At 56.9% G+C, this 19329-nt stretch carries 16 protein-coding genes; 6 read left to right on the plus strand and 10 right to left on the minus strand.

Translation table 11 applies throughout. The annotated features are described in order from the left end of the window. Window positions 1-40: 40 nt before the first annotated feature. From AUC61_RS14160 to AUC61_RS14195, 8 genes are all read right to left on the minus strand, one after another. Window positions 41-979 carry a carbohydrate kinase family protein gene (locus tag AUC61_RS14160; protein WP_243246885.1) on the minus strand — a complete coding sequence of 313 codons (939 nt, stop codon included), beginning with the start codon at window positions 977-979 and terminating at the stop codon, window positions 41-43. 33 nt (window positions 980-1012) lie between these two features. Further along, window positions 1013-2494, minus strand: a complete 1482-nt coding sequence (gene xylB, locus AUC61_RS14165; protein WP_243246886.1) for a xylulokinase — start codon at window positions 2492-2494, stop codon at window positions 1013-1015. Between the two features lie 7 nt (window positions 2495-2501). Continuing rightward, complete coding sequence (locus AUC61_RS14170; RefSeq protein WP_243246887.1) at window positions 2502-3986, minus strand: mannitol dehydrogenase family protein; 1485 nt, start codon at window positions 3984-3986, stop codon at window positions 2502-2504. A gap of 17 nt (window positions 3987-4003) precedes the next feature. Next, on the minus strand, window positions 4004-5107 hold the full coding sequence (locus AUC61_RS14175) for an ABC transporter ATP-binding protein (RefSeq protein WP_243246888.1): 1104 nt from the start codon (window positions 5105-5107) through the stop codon (window positions 4004-4006). A 159-nt stretch (window positions 5108-5266) separates the two neighbouring features. Then, window positions 5267-6100, minus strand: a complete 834-nt coding sequence (locus AUC61_RS14180) for a carbohydrate ABC transporter permease (RefSeq protein WP_095093944.1) — start codon at window positions 6098-6100, stop codon at window positions 5267-5269. Between the two features lie 10 nt (window positions 6101-6110). Next, window positions 6111-7043 (minus strand): carbohydrate ABC transporter permease, encoded by a 933-nt coding sequence (locus tag AUC61_RS14185; RefSeq protein ID WP_243246889.1) that lies wholly within the window; start codon window positions 7041-7043, stop codon window positions 6111-6113. Window positions 7044-7116: 73 nt separating this feature from the next. After that, entirely contained in the window at window positions 7117-8427 is a 1311-nt protein-coding gene (locus AUC61_RS14190; protein WP_243246890.1) for an ABC transporter substrate-binding protein, read from the minus strand. A gap of 251 nt (window positions 8428-8678) precedes the next feature. Continuing rightward, window positions 8679-9584: an AraC family transcriptional regulator gene (locus AUC61_RS14195; RefSeq protein ID WP_243246891.1), complete on the minus strand. Its 906-nt coding sequence runs from the start codon at window positions 9582-9584 to the stop codon at window positions 8679-8681. Between the two features lie 239 nt (window positions 9585-9823). Between AUC61_RS14195 and cobF the strand changes: the two genes are divergently transcribed. After that, entirely contained in the window at window positions 9824-10582 is a 759-nt protein-coding gene (cobF, locus tag AUC61_RS14200) for a precorrin-6A synthase (deacetylating) (RefSeq protein ID WP_243246892.1), read from the plus strand. A 135-nt stretch (window positions 10583-10717) separates the two neighbouring features. On the opposite strand, the gene AUC61_RS14205 is transcribed toward cobF, so the two are convergent. Together AUC61_RS14205 and AUC61_RS14210 are read right to left on the minus strand one after the other, a co-directional pair. Continuing rightward, a complete protein-coding gene (locus AUC61_RS14205) occupies window positions 10718-11929 on the minus strand; it encodes a glycosyltransferase (protein WP_243247075.1) in 1212 nt (403 codons plus the stop codon). 112 nt (window positions 11930-12041) lie between these two features. Then, complete coding sequence (locus AUC61_RS14210) at window positions 12042-12401, minus strand: response regulator (RefSeq protein ID WP_243246893.1); 360 nt, start codon at window positions 12399-12401, stop codon at window positions 12042-12044. Window positions 12402-12667: 266 nt separating this feature from the next. On the opposite strand from AUC61_RS14210, the gene AUC61_RS14215 reads away from it, so the two are divergent. The 5 genes from AUC61_RS14215 (at window position 12668) to AUC61_RS14235 (ending at window position 19311) form a co-directional block, all read left to right on the plus strand. Then, the gene (locus tag AUC61_RS14215) at window positions 12668-16174 is read left to right on the plus strand and encodes a response regulator (protein ID WP_243246894.1); all 3507 of its coding nucleotides are present in this window, start codon (window positions 12668-12670) and stop codon (window positions 16172-16174) included. Window positions 16175-16223: 49 nt separating this feature from the next. After that, window positions 16224-17045 carry a CheR family methyltransferase gene (locus tag AUC61_RS14220; RefSeq protein WP_243246895.1) on the plus strand — a complete coding sequence of 274 codons (822 nt, stop codon included), beginning with the start codon at window positions 16224-16226 and terminating at the stop codon, window positions 17043-17045. Continuing rightward, complete coding sequence (locus AUC61_RS14225; protein ID WP_243246896.1) at window positions 17042-17659, plus strand: chemotaxis protein CheB; 618 nt, start codon at window positions 17042-17044, stop codon at window positions 17657-17659. Before AUC61_RS14220 ends, AUC61_RS14225 begins: the two co-directional genes overlap by 4 nt. Beyond that, a complete protein-coding gene (locus tag AUC61_RS14230) occupies window positions 17653-18834 on the plus strand; it encodes a hybrid sensor histidine kinase/response regulator (RefSeq protein ID WP_243246897.1) in 1182 nt (393 codons plus the stop codon). The genes AUC61_RS14225 and AUC61_RS14230 overlap by 7 nt, the downstream gene beginning before the upstream one ends. A 99-nt stretch (window positions 18835-18933) precedes the next feature. Continuing rightward, window positions 18934-19311, plus strand: coding sequence for a response regulator (locus tag AUC61_RS14235; RefSeq protein WP_243246898.1), 378 nt, complete (start codon window positions 18934-18936; stop codon window positions 19309-19311). Window positions 19312-19329 lie beyond the last annotated feature (18 nt).

The raw sequence follows: 19329 nt of genomic DNA on the forward strand, positions 1-19329 counted from the left end.
TTCAATCCAGTAGCCTGCAGCCGTGCAGTCTACATCTGTTTCACTCCAACTGATCCCGATACGGCAAGTCCGGCCCGACTTTGGTACAGGTCAGCGCGGCGGCCTGTACTGCGAACTTGAGCATCTCATCAACCGTGTCCTTGCGCAGGGTTGGCAAGCTGAGCGGGTCATCCAGCCCGCGCTCGCTCAAGAAGGTTATCAAGGCAGCCTGAAAAGTATCGCCCGCACCCACGGTATCAGCAGTTTTCACGGTTTGTGCCGGCACTGACCAGCTACCGTGCTGGCGGGTGAAGACCGTCGCACCCTGAGTTCCCTGGGTCAGCACCACAAGCTGGCAGCGCTTGCTTAGCCAGCTTTGAGCGATGGTCTGTGGGTCTTTGTCGGGGTAAAGCAGGCCCAGGTCCTCGTCGCTGACCTTGATGATGTGAGCGTGCTCGGCGAAAGCGCTGATCTGCTCGCGCCAACGGCTGATATCGGGTGCAGGGTTGAGGCGCACATTAGGGTCAAGGGTAATCAGTCGCTTCCCGCTCTCTCGGCTTACCAGTGCCAGCAGCGTGTCGGCGACAGGCTGAACCACCAGTGAAAACGAACCGACATGAATGCCGCGCACTTGCGGATCAAGCTCCGGCAGATGTTCCAGCTGCAACTTGCGATCGGCACAGCCCTCACCGCGAAAACTGTAATGAGGCGAACCATCGACGTCCACTGCAACCATGGCCAGCGTGGTGGGTGCATCGAAGCTGATCAGGTAATCGGGTTTTACCCCTTCGTGCTCCAGCACGTTGCGCAGCCGCTGGCCTAGATAGTCGGTGGAAAGGCCAGCGAACAGTCCGGCGTCTACGCCCAGGCGCCGCAAACCCACTGCGACATTGAATGGCGAGCCGCCCGCAATGGCCTGAAAGCCGATTTTGTTGAGTTGCCTGCCACCGTCGGGCTGGCTGAAGAAGTCGAACAGTGCTTCGCCACAAACGAGAAACATAGATGCTCCCTGAAATAATTTCACCGGTGCGGCCTAGATGGCCTGCAACTGGTCACGATACCGCTGATAAACCTGCTGATAGGCAACGACGTTCTGGGCAATGGGCCGGGTTTCACTGCTGTTATCCAGACTCACGCAGCGGGCGCACAGACTGTCCAGACTTTCCCCGGCCGGGTCGGCGCTGGCATGACACCAGGCTGCCTGAATGGCGGCACCTAAAGCTGCGGCTTCAGCCTGCTCGGTACAGACCACGGGAGTATCCATAATGTCGGCAACGATCTGCCGCCAAACCGGACTTTTGGCTCCACCTCCAATCAGGCGAATGTTATCGCTTCTGATACCGCTTGCACGCAGCAGGTCAAGGCCATAACGCAAACCGAAGGTGGTGCCTTCGACGACCGCCCGGCACAGGTTGGCCTGGGTGAGGTTGGTGGCGTCCAGGCCGAGTATGCTGCCGGTGGCATGGGGCAGGGCGGGGACACGCTCGCCATTGAGAAACGGCAGCATCGACACGCCTTCGGCGCCGATCGGGGCCTGGTTGACGGCCTGGTTAAAGGCCGCGATATCCAGTCCCAGCAGCTCACGAACGGCACCCGTCGCATTGGTCAGGTTCATCGTGCAAATCAGCGGGAGCCAGCCGCCGGACGAAGAGCAGAAGGTTGCCACTGACGCCTGCTCACTGACACTTGCCCGGTCGGCAAACGCATAGACGGTACCCGAAGAACCAAGGCTCATGGTGATCGCACCCGGATGGATGTTTCCGGTGCCGATGGCGCCCATCATGTTGTCGCCGCCACCGCTGGAGACCAGCGCCTGCGGGTTAATGCCCAGACGCCTCGCGATATCCGGTAAAACAGTGCCCACCGGCTGGTGCGCTTCAAGCAACTCGGGCAGCGCGCGGCTCAAGTTGCCACTGGGGTCAATGTGTTCGAGTAGTGCCAGATCCCACTGACGGCTGCGCACATTGAAATACCCGGTGCCCGAGGCATCGCCATACTCACTGGCGCAACGGCCGGTGAGCCAGTAGTTGAGGTAGTCATGGGGCAACAGGATTTTGGCGATCCGCTCAAATATCGAGGGATGCTCCTCCTTGGTCCAGAGCAGCTTCGACACGGTGTAGCCCGGCGCGATTGCGATACCCAGGCGCTCCAGCGAGCCGCTTTCGCCTCCCAGATATTCCAGTAATCGATCATTCTGCGGCGCGCTTTCGGTATCGCACCACAGCTTCGCCGGGCGCAGCACCTGGCCGTTATCGTCGAGCAGTACCAAGCCATGTTGTTGGCCGGATACGCCAATGCCGAGGATCTGCTGCCCGGATATTCCCGCCTGAAGAAGCGCCTCGGCAGTCGCCTGCTCGAAGGCTGACAGCCATTGTTCGACGTTCTGCTCACGTCGGCCATTATGGCCGCTGATCATGCTGTGCGAGGCTGATCCCTGTCCCAGCACTTGGCCTGAGGCAGCGTCGAGTACGATGGCCTTGGTGCCTTGGGTGCCGCAATCGATTCCAAGAAACATGCGCACCTCACACGGTTTTAGCCAACAGGTTTTCCAGCGTTTTGCTGACGCCCAACTGCTTGAGGCTGTTCAGATTCTTTTCGAAGGCTGCGACGAATTCGGCGGACTGAGGGATAGCTGCACCAAATATCTCCTCGACTGCCAGCAAGCGCTGCGTGATCAATACATCATCGGCCACCAGCGCCTTGCAGAATTCAGCGCGCGGGTCGACGACCTTATAGGCAACCCCGTTTTCGCCTTCGTGGCGTTGCAGATACAGAGCCCACGCGGCGACTACCAGGGACGCACGCTCCAGATTGCCCTGGTCGACAATCAGCCGATTGATCGTTGGGACGGTAAATTTCGGGAATTTCGAGGAGCCGTCCGAGCAGACCCTTTCCAACTGATCTGCAATCGCCTGATTGGAGAACCGTTCGATCAGCGTGTCCTTGTAGCCTTCCAGATCAATACCGGGCACTGAAGCCAATTGCGGCGTGACGTCCAGGTCCATGTACGCGCGGATGTAGCTGACGAAAAGCGGGTCGTTCATGGTTTCGTGAACGAAGCGGTAGCCTTTCAGTGCGCCCAGATACGTGAGCGCCAGGTGGCTACCGTTGAGTAGCTTGATCTTCATCTCTTCGTAGGGTGTGACGTCGTCGGTGAACTGCACGCCAACCTGTTCCCAGGCCGGGCGTCCATCGACGAACTTGTCTTCCAGCACCCATTGCACAAAAGGTTCGCAGACTACTGGCCAGGCATCATCAATGCCTTTTTCGTCAGCCAGTTTCAGGCGATGGGTTGTGCTGGTCATTGGCGTGATGCGGTCGACCATGGCGTTGGGGAAGCTGACGTGTTCGGCGATCCAGTCGTGCAGATCAGGATTACCTTGTGCAGCGAAGGCCAGCAGGGCTTTGCGCGCCACCGCGCCGTTATGCGGCAGGTTATCGCAGGACATCACAGTGAAGGCGGGTATCCCTGCTGCGCGACGTTTTGCCAGTGCCGCACAAAGCAGCCCGAACACCGTGCGCGGGGCTTGCGGATAGCTCAAGTCGTGCTGGATTTGCGGCAGGTGGATCATGAACTGGCCATTGCTGTCATCGATGCAATAACCGCCTTCGGTGATCGTCAGCGAAACGATGCGAATCTGCGGGCTGGCAAGCTTGTCGATGACCGCCTGGATGTCATCCTCCGCCAGCAACATGCCGCTGATCGAACCGATGATCCGGGTTTCCGTATCAGGCGTGTCGCCCAGTTCGTAGAGCGTGTAGAGATAATCCTGGCCCGCGAGTGCATCACGCACGCCTCTGTCTTCGGGACGCAGGCCAATGCCACAGATGCTCCAGTCCAGGCCCTGGCCGCTGTTCATCAACGCGTCGGTATAAAACGCCTGATGTGCCCGATGGAATCCGCCTACGCCGATGTGGGCAATGCCTTGAGTTGTGGCTTCAGGGTTGTAGTCAGGCAGGGCGATACCGTCACCGAGCTGAGACAAATTCTGTTTGTTCAATTTCATGACAATAATTCCTGATTTCAGGCTGCGACCGGCAAGGCTTTGGCGATCACCAACCCCTGAGCGTCGAACAAGTGGCAGTGAGCGCTATCGAGATGAAGGTTGAGCGTGTCGCCGTACTGGCTGGCCAGGTCCCCGCGAATACGCATGGTCAATGCCTCGCCCGAGCGGGTCCGCACATGGCAATAGGTGTCGCTACCCAGACGCTCGCTGACGTCGGCGATGACCTCCATCTGGCAGTCACCTTCTTTGGCGATGTTCAGATGCTCCGGACGAATACCGAGGGTGACCGGGTCGCCAACGCTCTGCTGTGCATTACCGAATGGCAGGTTGATCCTGGCCCCTGCATCCAGAGTCACTTCGCAACCGTCCGCGTCGACCCGGCTGATAATGCCTTTGAGAAAGCCCATCTTTGGCGTGCCCAGAAAACCGGCGACGAAAAGGTTGGCCGGGTGGTGGTACAGCTCAAGCGGAGAACCGACTTGCTCGACCTTGCCGCCATTCAGTACCACGACTTTGTCGGCCAGGGTCATGGCTTCGACCTGGTCGTGGGTCACGTAAATCATGGTCGCTTGCAGTTCTTTATGCAGGCGAGACAGCTCCAGGCGTGTCTGCACGCGCAGCGCGGCGTCGAGGTTCGACAAGGGCTCGTCGAACAGGAAGATTTTCGGGTTGCGCACGATGGCGCGGCCGATCGCTACCCGTTGGCGCTGACCGCCGGAAAGCTGCTTGGGTTTGCGCTCCAGCAAGGGACCCAGCTCAAGAATGCGCGCCGCCTCATCGACTTTCTTTTTGATCACAGCTTTGTCGCCGCCGGCCAGATCCAGAGCGAAAGACAGGTTCTTGCCCACGGTCATGTGCGGGTACAGGGCGTAGGTCTGGAACACCATGGCCAGGTCGCGTTTGGCGGGCGTGACCTGGGTGATGTCACGGCCATCGAGTTCGATAGTGCCGGAAGTCACGTCCTCCAGACCGGCGATGAGACGTAGCAGGGTGGACTTGCCACAGCCCGACGGACCAACGAATACCACGAACTCACGATCTTTTACGTCCAGATCAATGCCTTTGATGATCTGGTGACCGTCGAAGCCTTTTTGCAGATTTCTGATGCTGAGGTTAGCCATGGTGGCCTCCGTTCTTATTCTTTAAACCTGATGGGTACCTCTGTAGGAGTGAGCTTGCTCGCGATGGGGGCAGACGCTCGGCAAAAATATCGCCTGATATGACGCTATCGCGAGCAAGCTCACTCCTACAGGGGGCCGTGTTTAGTACAACACAGCGGGTTATTTCACGGCACCGAACGACAGGCCGCGCACCAGCTGCTTCTGGCTGATCCAGCCGAAGATCAGGATTGGCGCACACGCCAGGGTCGAGACGGCCGAGAGCTTGGCCCAGAACAACCCTTCGGGGCTTGAGTAGGACGCGATCAGCGCAGTCAGTGGCGCGGCGTTGGATGACGTCAGGTTCAGTGACCAGAACGCCTCGTTCCAGCACAGAATCAGTGACAGCAGTGCGGTCGACGCCAGGCCGCCTTTGCAGATTGGAATCAGGACCTTGAAGATCTCCTGGCGAGTGCTGGCGCCGTCAAGCCTGGACGCCTCGAGGATTTCGCCGGGGATGTCCTTGAAGTAGGTGTAAATCATCCAGACCACGATGGGCAGGTTGATCAGCGTGTAGATCACGATCAGCGCAATGCGGCTGTCCAGCAGGCCAAAGGTCTTGGCCAGCAGGTAGATCGGCATCAGCACGCCCACCGGGGGCAGCATCTTCGTCGAGAGCATCCACAGCAGCGTGCTTTTGGTCCGTTTGGTCTCGAAAAAAGCCATGGAGTAAGCTGCGGGCACGGCGATCAGCATGCACAGAATCGTTGCGCTGAACGAGATGACCACCGAGTTCCAGGCAAAGTGGAAGTAGTCGCTGCGTTCCTGGATGTGCAGGTAGTTTTCCAGGGTCGGGGTGAAGATAAACTGCGGAGGTGTGGCAAACGCGTCGATTTCGGTTTTGAAGCTGGTCAGAACCATCCAGAAGATCGGAAAGAAAATCAGCGCCGCGATCAGCCAGCACAACGTCCCGAGCAGCACACTTTGCAGACGTCGTGATTGTTTGAGCGTCATCATTGTTTGGCCCTCAGGACTTGTCGGTGAGGTTTTTGCCGATCATCCGGATCAGGATGATTGCGGCAATGTTGGCGATTACCACGGCAATCAAACCGCCAGCGGACGCCATGCCCACATCGAATTGCAGCAGCGCCTGGTTGTAGATCAGGTACGCCAGGTTGGTCGAGGCGAAACCCGGCCCGCCGTTAGTGGTGGTGAAGATTTCGGCGAATACCGAGAGCAGGAAGATGGTTTCGATCATCACCACCACCGCAATCGGCCGTGCCAGATGCGGCAGCGTCAGGTGCCAGAAAATAGCGATAGGCCCGGCACCGTCGAGACGGGCGGCTTCTTTTTGCTCCTGATCCAGCGATTGCATGGCGGTCATCAGGATCAGAATGGCGAACGGTAGCCACTGCCACGAGACAATGATGATGATCGACAGCAGCGGGTAATTGGCCAGCCAGTCCACAGGCTGGGCGCCGAACAGCTTCCAGACCGCGGCCAGAATGCCGGACACGGGATGGAAAATCAGGTTCTTCCAGATCAGTGCGCCTACGGTGGGCATGATGAAAAACGGCGAAATCAGCAATACCCGGACAATGCCGCGACCGAGGAACTCGCTGGCCTCCAGCAGTGCAGAAATCAGCACACCCAACACCACGCTGATCAACAGCACGCTACCGACGAGCAGGAGTGTATTGGTCGCGCCGGGAATAAATCCGCTGTCGGTCACGAAGTATTCGAAGTTTTCCAGACCAACGAATTCGTTCTCGCCAGGGTTGAGCAGGTTGTAACGGATCAGCGAGAAGTAAATGGTCATGCCCAGCGGGACGACCATCCACACCAGTAGAAGCAGGACTGACGGGCTGACCAGAAACCAGCCTGGTTTGGTCACGCTGCCTTTGGCTTGCGAATTGGCACTGGGCGTAGCCGCCTGAGGCGTGATAGTTGAGGTTGTCATGGCGAAGATCCTGGCGACAAAGGAAAGCGGGGTGTCGGGGCGCTCGTCGCCCCCGACCAATAGTCAGCAACGACTACTTTTTCGGATAACCCGCTCGCTTCATGTCCCGCTCGGTCGAGGTCTGCGCGTTTTTCAACGCGGCATCAGGCGTTGCCGTGCCCACCAGTGCGGCGGAGAACTGCTGGCCAACCGAGGTCCCGATAGCCTGGAACTCCGGAATGGTCACCAGTTGAATGCCCACATAGGGAACAGGTTTGAGGGTCGGCGTTTTTGGCGTAACGGCCTTCAAAGACTCCAGCGTGATGTTGGCAAAAGGCGCGGCTTTCTTGTAAGCATCGGTGTAGGTCGAAGCGCGAGTCCCTGGTGGTACGTTGGACACGCCATCTTTCTCGGCTACCAATGCTGCGTACTCTTTTGAGGTTGCCCATTCGGTAAAGGCTTTGGCGTCGGCCTGGTTTTTCGCGCTGGTCGGGATTGCCAATGCCCATGAGTACAACCATGCGGAGCCTTTGTCGGTGACTTCATGAGGTGCATAGGTGAAGCCGACACTGTCAGCGACCTTGCTCTGGCTCTTGTCTGTCACGAATGAGCCGGCGACGCTGGCATCGACCCAGATTGCGCATTTGCCGCTGTTGAACAGCGCAAGGTTTTCGTTGAAGCCGTTACTCGAAGCACCCGGAGGACCAGACTTCTTCATGGTGTTCACGTAGTAGTTCAGCGCGTTCTTCCATTCCGGCTGGTCGAACTGCGGCTTCCACTGCTCATCAAACCAGCGTCCGCCAAACGAGTTGGCGACGGTACTGATTAACGCCATGTTTTCGCCCCAGCCCGCTTTGCCACGCAGGCAGATGCCGTACTGTTCTTTGGACTTGTCGGTAAGCTTGTCGGCGAACTCGGCGATCTGTGTCCAGGTAGGACGTTCCGGCATGGTCAGGCCCGCGGCCTTGAACAGGTCGGTGCGGTAGTAAGTGATCGAACTCTCGGCATAGAAGGGCAGCGCAAACAGTTTGCCATCCACCGACAACCCGTCGCGTACCGACGGGAAAACGTCATCCAGCGCGTAACTGGCAGGCAGGTCCTTCATCTCCTGAAGCCAGCCTTTGGCGCCCCACAGCGATGCTTCGTACATGCCAATGGTCAGTACGTCGAACTGGCCGCCTTTGGTGGCGATGTCAGTGGTCAGGCGCTGGCGCAGAACGTTTTCTTCCAGTACGACCCACTTCAGTTTGATATCGGGATGCTGCTCTTCGAACGTTTTCGACAGACGCTGCATGCGGATCATGTCGCTGTTGTTGACCGTGGCGATGGTGACGTCGCCCGCAGAGGCGGTGGCGCAGAGTGTCAGACAGGTACCGGCAAGCAGAACTTTTGCAGAGGTCTTCATTTATCACTCCTCTTCAGTGCCCGGAGGGCTACAGAAGGTCAGTTATTGTTTTTGTGTCTTCCGGAGGCAAGGAAGATGTACATGGATTACAACGGGCGCCGACGCAGATGACAAATCCTGCGTGACACTTCGACTGATACTTTTCTGCACTGGTCGGCAGGCGAAAAAATCCATACGAGACTGCCGCAACCGGGCTGCGACAGTCTGCAGCGCAGTCTCAGCGTAGACGCTCGGCGAGGAGGTGGGGTGAATCAGTACAGGTTTTGCTCAGTCAGGCGCTGAACGGCCAGGCGTCGATAGTGCGAAGGCGTCATGCCCTTGAGCTGTTGAAAGCGTCGATTGAAGTTGGAGATATTATTGAAGCCTGATTCAAAGCAGACATCGGTGACTGGCTTGTCTCCGTCGGCCAGCAGCTCGCAGGATTTGCTTATCCGCAGGCGGTTGACGAATTCGACGTAACAACGTCCGGTGGCTTGTTTGAAGACCCGGGAAAAGTACGTGGGCTTCATGCCCAGATAATCCGCGACTTCTTCCAGTGGCAGCTCGCGGGCGTAGTTGGCGAAGATGTAATCCACTGCGCGGTTGGTGCGATCTACGCTGTGCTCATCCGCCATGGGAGCTGAATTACTGCCTGACAGCAACTGGTAGTCCTCGCACACGGCCAGCAGTTCAAGGAGGATGAGGAAGTGCCCAAGGCGGCTGATGCCTTTGGAGTCGGCGATCTTCTGCATCAGTTGGGTGGCTTTGCGGATGGTGCGTTTACAGCGAAACTCGATACCGTACTGAGCGCGCTCCAGCAAAGGCGCCAGGGTTTTCAGTTCAGCGAATATCTGACTGCCGCTCTCCAGCAACTCATCGGTGAAATTCACCAACATGTCACGTTTGCTGACCACTTCGTCCTCGGCAACCTGGCTGATCCAGTTGTGGGGCAGGTTGGGGCCGGTGAGGAACAGCGTTTCCGGGTAGAAATTGCCAATGTAGTCACCCACGAAGACCTTGCCTGAACTGGCTACGATCAGGTGCAACTCGTATTCCTTGTGGAAGTGCCAGCGCACCAGCGGGCAGGGAAAGCCGTGTTCGCGGTAGATGATCGACAGGCCATTATGGTCGTCCATCAATTCGTACGACGGGTCTGTGACCCTTGTTGTTTTTGTCATGGTATGGCCTGTATGCAGAATGCCAGGCCACTAATGTGCACTATTTGGGTGTGCGATCAAACCGCCTGAGTTAACAACGACGCTGTAGGAGGCCGTCCACAGCGCTGTCGCACAGCGCACGGGTAACCTGCAGGAGCCAACTTGCTGGCGAGACGTCGGGCCTGCATCGTCAGAAATTGCGCCTCGCCAACAAGTTGGCTCCTACAATGGCGTGAACTGCTCCCGTCGCGAATGAAATCATGAAAACCATCCTTCTCATCGGCATAGGCTCTGGCAATCCGGAGCAGATTACGGTTCAGGCGATCAATGCGCTTAACCGTGCCAAGGTATTTTTCGTTCTGGATAAGGGCTATGCGGTTGATGATTTGCTGCGCCTGAGAAGAGATATCTGTGAGCGCTACATAACGCATGACGACTATCGCATCCTCCAGGTGCGCGATCCTTCGCGGGAAGATGATCCTCATTCCTATCAGCGAGGTGTAGCTCTGTGGCATGAGCAGCGAGCGGCGCTGTTTCAACGCTTGATCATGGATGAAGTGGAGCCCGGCCAAACGGCGGCGTTTCTGATCTGGGGCGAACCAACGCTGTATGACAGCACGTTGCGTATCTTCGATCTTATTCTCATGAATGATCCGCAACTATTTGATTATAAAGTGATTCCAGGGATAAGCAGCGTGCAGGCCCTTGCTGCGCAGCATCGTATTCCACTGAACCGCGTTGGCGAGTCAATCCGCATCACGACAGGCCGCAGGCTCGCGCTTGAGGAAGGTGAAACCCCCGAAAATACGGTGGTGATGCTGGACGCGCACTGCACATTCGAGCGTTTTCTCAATCGGGGGCTGCATATTTACTGGGGGGCGTACCTGGGTACCCCGGACGAAATACTGATTGCCGGGCTGCTGGACGAGGTTTGTGAAGAGATCAAAGCGGTGAGGGCAGCCGCGCGCAAGGACAAGGGCTGGATCATGGATACGTACTTGCTGAGGAATGAGATGTAGAATCTAGCTATTTGATTTAAATATTTGATTCTAAATAATATTCAGGATTTTTGTGTGGGCTTGGTAGCGGGGCGTATACCTGCGTAGTCAGGTATTTCGCTCCGCCAACAAGTCGGCTCCTGCAGGTCCTCTGTGTCACACGGGATTGCGATTCTTCGCCTCAATCCACTGCGCCATGTACTGCGTGCTCTTGTGGTGGTGATGACGCAGCATCGCCCCGGTGAAGTTGGCTGTTCGGTGAGCCTCAAGGTTTTCGCGCAGTGCCTCGATCCGTGCAATAAGGCTCGCGCAATGCTGCTGATGCTGGTATCGCGCTTCAAGCAGGGCCCATCCCGCGCGCTGAGCCTGATGCCAGAGGTGTTCATCCTGGTAGAGGCGCACGGCCGCTTCGGCGATGCCTGCTGCGCTGCTGGCGATGCTTCCGGGCCATGGCTGGTCATCGCTCATGGCTTCGGCGCCGATCGGCGTGGTGACAGTGGGCGTACCGCAGAGCATGGCGTCGACAATCTTGCCTTTGACGCCTGCACCGAAACGCAGCGGTGCCAGGCATACGCGTGCTCCGGACATGACCTGCAAGGCATCTTCGGCCCAGTTCATCACATGGAATCCCTGAGCGGCGTTATGCAAGGCGGTGGCCTTGGGCGGCGTGTAAGCCCCGTAAATATGCAGCTGGGCCTTGGGTAGCTGTTGGCGGATCAACGGCCATATTGCGTTTTTCATCCAGAGCACAGCATCCCAGTTGGGCGCGTGACGGAAGTTGCCGATACTCAAAAAGTGAGCGCGATCGGCAAAAGGTCGGGCAGGTGCCGGTACGCTGCTGATCATCAGCGGGCACCAGTGCAGAATGGCGTGTGGTACGGCAAACCGGCTGGTCAGCAACTGCATTTCGACGTCGGAGGTCATCAGGCTGAGGTCGGAGCGGTATAGCGCTGCGACTTCACGCTGGGCCAGATCACCGGTCGCCATCAGAGAGAAAATGTCCCGCCGCGATGATTCAAAAAAATCATTTAAATCATCAGGTTGTGAGCTGTTTGTGATGTATTGCTTGAGTTGGTGGTGGCGAGCATGACGCAGGCTTTGCAGGTCTGAGGTCTCCAGGATTCGCAGAGCGCCTGGACACTGCTTTTCAACCCGCCAGCCAAATTGTTCTTCAATCATGAACTGATCGAAAAGGACGATATCCGGCTGCAGTTCATGGATGAAAATATCAAAGCTGCTGTTGTTGAGTTCGATGCTCACTTCATCAATACCCAACTGGCCAAGATCCGCCTTGTGCTCCCCCTCGGTGGCCGGGCTGGCGAAAGTGATGCGCCACCCTTGCTCAAGAAAGCACTGAATCAGTTGCATGACGTGCCCGCTGGCCGCCGACGACCGGGGCTCGGGCCACACATAGCCAATAATCAATACGTGAGTCGGTGCTTTCACCACCGGGTTTTGCGCTAGCCGCTGCGAGTCGTGCTTATCCAAGGATGCTTTTTACCTTGTCGCGCAACTGATCAATGGAAAACGGTTTGCCGATGCTGTGCATGCCGGCCGGCACATCAATGTTCTCGGCATAGCCGCTGGCAAACAGAATGGGCAGGGAAGGACGAAGCTCGCGGGTTTTAACCGCCAGTTGAGCGCCGCTGATGCCTGGAAGGCCATGGTCGGTCATCATCAGATCAATGACGCTGGAGCCGTCCTGCAGCACCTTCAGTGCCTCTTCTCCGTCCTCCGCTTCGACCACGTTGTATTCCAGTTCCTCAAGCACGTCGACGATGAGCATGCGGACAATAGCGTCGTCTTCGACCACGAGAATGGTGCTGGCGGGGGCAGACATGTTTGAGTTCCTTCAAATAGAGACGGTAAACGGCAGCAGTGACACGTGCGGCCGTTGATGAGTAAACAAAATAACGCCGGAAGTTCCCAGAGCCAACAGAGGCACCCGTTTGAGTGCGTAGTGGCCATTTTGTAACCATTGTGAAGCGATAGGCAGGTTTCTGTTGAATTAAATGTCAGAAAATTCAGCTATCTGTGTCAGAAATGAGAGTCTTTTTCTAAAGTTTACGGCAAACTTCATGGTTTGATGATCACCAAGGATGACTCATGATCCGTCCGTCTACCGTCGATGAGCAACGTTTTCGTAAATTGCTTGGCCGCAACGTCACGCTGCCTTTGAGTGTGGGCGTCATCAGCGCGGTCTTTTTCATTGGGCTGATCAGCTATTTGCTGTCGGTCATCCAGTGGGTCGAGCATACCGACCGGGTGATCAACAATACCAATCGCGCATTGAAGCTTTCCATCGACATGGAAACGGGCATGCGCGGTTATCTGCTGGCCGGAGATGAACGTTATCTTGATCCGTACGAACTGGCGAAGCCAGCGCTTACTGCCGAACTCAAGGGCCTTGAGGCGCTGGTCAGTGACAACCCGCCCCAGGTTGACCGGCTCAAGCGCATTCAGGCGTTGCAGGACGACTGGAGTCAATACGCCGAGGAAATGATTCAGCAGCGCCGGATCAAGGGTGAATACATTGCCCCCTTGCGTACCGGGCGAGGCAAGCGTCTGACCGACGAGGTCCGCAGTCAGTACGAGGAAGTTGTCGCAGTTGAGCAGCAACTGCGTCTGTCGCGCAACGCCGATGTCACCCGCACGACCGTCCTGTGCGTAACCCTCTACCTCATCTTCGTACTGAGCGTCAGTGGGTTCCTGGCGTACATCGGTCGCCGGGACCTGCTGGCGCTCTCCAGTACCTACGGCGATAACCTCAAGCTTCAGGAAGAAAACGCCGAGCGCCTCAAAAAGGTTGCCTGGCTGCGCAACGGCCAGAGCGAATTGGCCGAGCAGGTGTTGGGGCAGTTGACCCTGAATACCCTGGGCGGCAACGTTTTGCAGTTTTTCTCTCAATACCTGGGCAGTGTGGTTGCAGCCATTTATGTTCGTCAGGAGCATGGCGGGCTCAAGCGTGTGGCTTCTTACGGGTTTTCCCGTGAGCAGGAGCAGTACGAACAGTCGATTTACAGCGGCGAAGGCATCATTGGTCAGGCCGCGCAGCAGGATCAGATCATTCGCCTTGATGAAGTGCCGGGCGATTACTTCAAAGTGTCTTCCGGTCTGGGTGAGGGCAATCCACGCAGTATCCTGGTGGTCCCGACCAGCAACGACGATCAGGTCAATGGCGTCATCGAACTGGGCTTCCTGCGTGCGCTGACCGAAAGCGATGTCGAGTTCATGGAGTTGATTGCCGACAACGTGGGCACCTCCATTGAAGCTGCGCGTTATCGCCAGCGTCTGCAGGAAGTCCTGGCCGAAACCCAGCAGTTGAACGAGGAACTGCAAGTCCAGCAGGAAGAGCTGCGTACCGCCAACGAAGAGCTGGAAGAGCAATCAAGGATTCTCAAGGAATCCCAGGCTCATCTGGAAACCCAGCAGGCGGAGCTGGAGCAAACCAACGAGCAACTGGCTGACCAGGCTCAGGTCCTGGCCGATCAGCGCGATGCGCTGGATCACAAGAATGAAGAACTGAACATTGCGCAGGTGGAGCTTGAAGCCCGTGCCGATGAGCTGCAGCGTTCCAGCAAGTACAAGTCCGAATTCCTGGCCAATATGTCCCACGAGCTGCGTACACCGCTGAACAGCTCATTGATTCTGGCCAAACTGCTTGCGGAGAACCCGGCAGAGAACCTCACTGCCGAGCAGGTCAAATTCGCCGAATCGATTTATTCGGCGGGTAATGACTTGCTCAACCTTATCAACGACATTCTGGATATTTCCAAGGTCGAAGCCGGCAAGCTGGACATGCGCCCTGAAAACAGCAGCGTTTCGCGTCTGGTCGAGGGGCTGCGCAATATGTTCCAGCCGTTGGCTGCCGACAAGAAGCTGGACTTCCATGTAGAGGTGCAGGCCGGTGCGCCGACCATGCTCTACACCGATCGCCAGCGTCTGGAGCAGATTCTGAAAAACCTGTTGTCGAACGCCATCAAGTTTACCGAAACCGGCACCGTCAGCATGACGGTCTCGCGCCAGCCTGGTGCGGGTATCGTGTTCACCGTCCGCGACTCGGGCATCGGTATTGCGGCGGAGCAACAGGAAAGTATTTTCGAAGCGTTCCGCCAGGCGGACGGCACCACCAATCGGCGTTATGGCGGTACGGGGCTCGGACTGTCTATTTCCCGCGACCTCGCGCGGTTGCTCGGGGGGTCGATCAGCGTGACCAGCGAACCGGGGCAGGGCAGTATCTTCTCGCTGATCCTGCCGGAGCAGTACGTCGAGCCAATGCTGTCAGAGTCGGGAGACGTCCCGCCAGCGGTCGCCGCGCCGGTCCTGCCGGTGCAATTCCTGGCGCCTGCGCCGATCAAGGTCCCTGCAGCTCCCGCCCCGGTACCTTTGCCGACTTTTGCCGACGATCGCGAAAAGCTGCCATCGACCAAGCGCTGTATCCTGGTCATCGAAGACGAGGTGGCTTTCGCCAGGATTCTTTTTGACCTGGCCCATGAGCTGGGTTACCACTGCCTGGTTGCCCATGCGGCCGATGATGGTTTCAACCTGGCTGCGCAGTTCGTGCCTGACGCAATCCTGCTGGACATGCGCCTGCCGGATCACTCAGGGCTGACGGTTCTGCAGCGTCTGAAAGAGCTGGCACCTACACGTCATATCCCCGTGCACGTTATTTCCGTAGAAGACCGTCAGGAAGCGGCCATGCACATGGGCGCGGTGGGTTATGCGGTCAAGCCGACCACCCGCGAAGAGCTCAAGGATGTGTTTGCCAAGCTGGAGTCCAAGTTGACCCAGAAGGTCAAACGCATCCTGCTGGTCGAAGACGATGCGCTGCAGCGCGACAGCATTGCGCGGCTGATTGGCGATGACGACATTGAAATCACGGCGGTAGGTTTTGCCCAGGATGCACTGGATCTGCTGCGCGACAATATCTACGACTGCATGATCATTGATCTCAAGTTGCCTGACATGCTTGGCAATGACTTGCTCAAGCGTATGTCCACCGACGAGATCTGCTCGTTCCCGCCGGTGATTGTCTACACCGGACGTAATCTGACCCGCGATGAAGAAGCCGAACTGATGAAGTATTCGCGTTCGATCATCATCAAGGGCGCGCGCTCACCAGAGCGCCTGCTGGATGAGGTCACGCTGTTCCTTCACAAGGTTGAGTCGCAGCTCTCGAACGAGCGGCAGAAGATGCTCAAGACTGCGCGCAGCCGGGACAAAGTGTTTGAAGGGCGCCGGATCCTGGTGGTCGATGACGACGTGCGTAACATCTTTGCCTTGACCAGCGCGCTGGAGCACAAAGGCGCTGTTGTTGAAGTGGCGCGAAACGGCATCGAGGCCATCAGCAAGCTGGACGAGGTTGAAGATATCGACCTGGTGCTGATGGACGTGATGATGCCCGAGATGGACGGCTACGAAGCGACCATCGAAATCCGCAAGGACCCTCGCTGGCGCAAGCTGCCGATCATTGCGGTGACCGCCAAGGCCATGAAGGATGATCAGGAGCGTTGCCTGCAGGCGGGCTCCAACGACTACCTGGCCAAGCCTATCGATCTGGATCGGCTGTTCTCGTTGATTCGTGTATGGCTGCCGAAAATGGAACGTATTTGAGTTGGACAAGCCCAATGTGAGCATCCAACTCAGGATTAAAGGCTCCGCTATGTCTCAAGACAGAAACACGGACATCGAAATACGTCTGTTGATTGAGGCTATTTATCTCAAATACAGCTACGATTTTCGTGATTATTCCGGGGCTTCAGTGAAGCGCCGGATCAGTCACGCGCTGCGCCAGTTTGACTGCTCCACGGTGTCTGCGCTTCAAGAGCGGGTGATTCACGACCCCCAGGCGTTCATGCAATTGCTGCAGTTTATGACTATTCCGGTCAGCGAGATGTTTCGTGATCCCTCGCACTTTCTGGCCATTCGTCAGGAAGTGGTTCCCTTGCTGCGTACCTATCCGTCAATAAAGATATGGATTGCGGGCTGCAGCACGGGCGAGGAGGTCTATTCCATGGCTATCCTGCTGCGCGAAGAGGGATTGCTGGATCGAACCATTATTTACGCCACTGACATTAATCCGAGTTCGCTGGAGAAGGCTCAGCAAGGGATCTTCTCGATGGAAAACGTGCGTGCGTACACTGACAACTATCAGAAAGCAGGGGGGCAGTGTGCATTTTCCGATTACTACACCAGTGCCTACGATTACGCGATTTTCGACAAGACCCTGCGCGAAAACGTGACGTTTGCTGACCATAGTCTGGCCACTGACAGTGTGTTCTCCGAAACGCAGATGATTTCCTGCCGCAATGTCCTGATCTACTTCAACAAGAAACTGCAGAATCGAGCTTTTGGTTTGTTCCATGACTCGCTCTGCCACCGCGGCTTTCTGGTGCTGGGTAGCAAGGAAACACTGGATTTTTCCGATTACAGCAGCCAGTTCGAGCCCTTGGTCAAACCGGAACGGATCTACCGCAAGTCATGAAGACATCTTTTCCTGAAAAAGCCGCGGAGGGCCATACGTTACCCGTCGTTGACGCCATTGTAGTGGGGGCCTCAGCGGGTGGGGTCGAGGCGCTGCTCAAAGTGTTCTCGCGGCTCAGGGTCGGCTATCGACTGCCCATTCTGACGGTGTTGCATGTGCCTGAAGACCGCCGCAGCCAGCTGGCTCAAGTGTTTCAGGCAAGGCTGTCGATCAAGGTCAAAGAAGCCGATGACAAAGAAGACATAGCGCCTGGCACGCTGTACTTTGCCGCGCCTGGCTATCACTTGTCGGTGGAGAACGATTTCAGCCTGTCGCTTAGTCAGGAGGATCGTGTATTCCATTCACGGCCCAGTATTGACATCCTTTTCCAGTCAGCCGCCGATGCCTATGGCCCGCGTCTGGCAGGTTTTCTACTCACCGGGGCCAATAATGACGGGGCCTTTGGTTTGTCGTGTATCAAACAGTCCGGCGGTATGACGGTAATCCAGGACCCCAACCAGGCTCAGGCGCGCACCATGCCTGAAGCGGCGCTTGCGTTGCATGAGCCGGATTACCTTCTGCCTTTAAACGATATAGGCCAATTGCTGGTCGAGCTGGAACGAATTGCATGCTGAATCACATTCAAGCCAAGCTGTTGATCGTCGACGATCTGCCGGAAAACCTTCTGGCGCTTGAAGCGCTGATCAAGCGTGAAGATCGCGAGGTGTACAAGGCGTTGTCCGCCGATGAAGCCCTGTCATTGCTACTGCAGCACGAATTTGCCATGGCCATTCTGGATGTCCAGATGCCGGGCATGAACGGTTTCGAGCTCGCTGAGTTGATGCGCGGTACGGACCGGACCAAAAATATCCCGATCGTGTTTGTCAGTGCCGCAGGCCGAGAGCTCAATTATGCGTTCAAGGGTTACGAAAGTGGCGCGGTGGACTTTCTGCACAAACCGCTGGATATCCATGCGGTAAAGAGCAAGGTCAACGTATTCGTTGATCTCTATCGGCAGCGCAAGGCCATGAAGCTGCAAGTCGAGGCGCTGGAGCAAAGCCGTCGTGAGCAAGAAGTATTGCTGGCAAAGTTGCAGGTGACACAGAACGAGCTTGAGCACGCGATTCGCATGCGTGATGACTTCATGTCAATCGTGTCCCACGAAGTGCGTACGCCGCTTAACGGCTTGATCCTCGAAACCCAACTGCGCAAGTTGCACCTGGCCAAAGACAACGCTTCAGCATTCACCATGGACAAGTTGCGGGCCATGGTTGACCGCGATGAGCGTCAGATCCAGAGCCTTATCCGGCTTATCGAGGACATGCTCGACGTGTCCCGTATTCGCACCGGCAAGCTGTCGATTCGGACCAGTGCATTTGATCTTGCGGAGTTGGTAAGCAATCTGCTCGAAAGCTTTTCTGCGCAGATTGCGGCAGCTGAATCCAGTGTGACGTTCACCGCTGAAGAGCCGGTTATTGGCGTGTGGGACGAGTTCCGTATCGAGCAAGTGGTCGCCAATCTGCTGACCAATGCGTTGCGCTATGGCGCGCGCAAGCCCATTGAAGTCAGGGTTTATGCCGTTGAAGGGCAGGCGCGGGTCGAGGTACGTGATCAGGGCATCGGTATCAGTCCTGAAAACCAGCGGCGCATCTTCCAGCAATTCGAGCGGGTCGCCGCCAATCATGCGGTCCACGGTCTGGGCCTGGGCCTGTTTATTTCCGACCAGATAGTCGCTGCCCATGGTGGCGAAATTGTTGTTGAGAGTGCAGAGGGCGAAGGCTCGATGTTCAGGGTCTGCCTGCCGGTTTGATGGCGCGGGTTGTAGGCGTCAGATTTATCCGATAATTACGCAACCTACGGCAACCGCCATGGTCGTAAAGGCAGCTATTTATAGACCGAAGGCAGTCCCATGAGCTCTGATGCAGAAAATGTCGTACTCATCGTCGAAGACGAACCGCTGATCCTGATGCTGCTCGCCGATTACTTGTCGGGCGAGGGTTATCGGGTGTTGCAGGCGGAAAACGGTGAGCAGGCGTTCGAGATCCTTGCGACCAAACCCCACCTGGATTTGATGATCACTGATTACCGTCTGCCAGGCGGCATCTCTGGCGTCATGATCGCTGAGCCCGCCGTCAAACTGCGACCTGAGTTGAAGGTTATTTTCATCAGCGGCTACCCAGCGGAAATCCTTGAGTCGGGCAGCCCTATTGCCGCCAAGGCACCGATCCTGGCCAAGCCGTTCAACATGGAAACCCTGCACTCCCAGATCGAAAAGCTGCTGGCCTGAATCGATCATCCCTCCCGC

The sequence above is a fragment of the Pseudomonas maioricensis genome, from assembly GCF_022790535.1.
Lineage (GTDB): Bacteria > Pseudomonadota > Gammaproteobacteria > Pseudomonadales > Pseudomonadaceae > Aquipseudomonas > Aquipseudomonas maioricensis.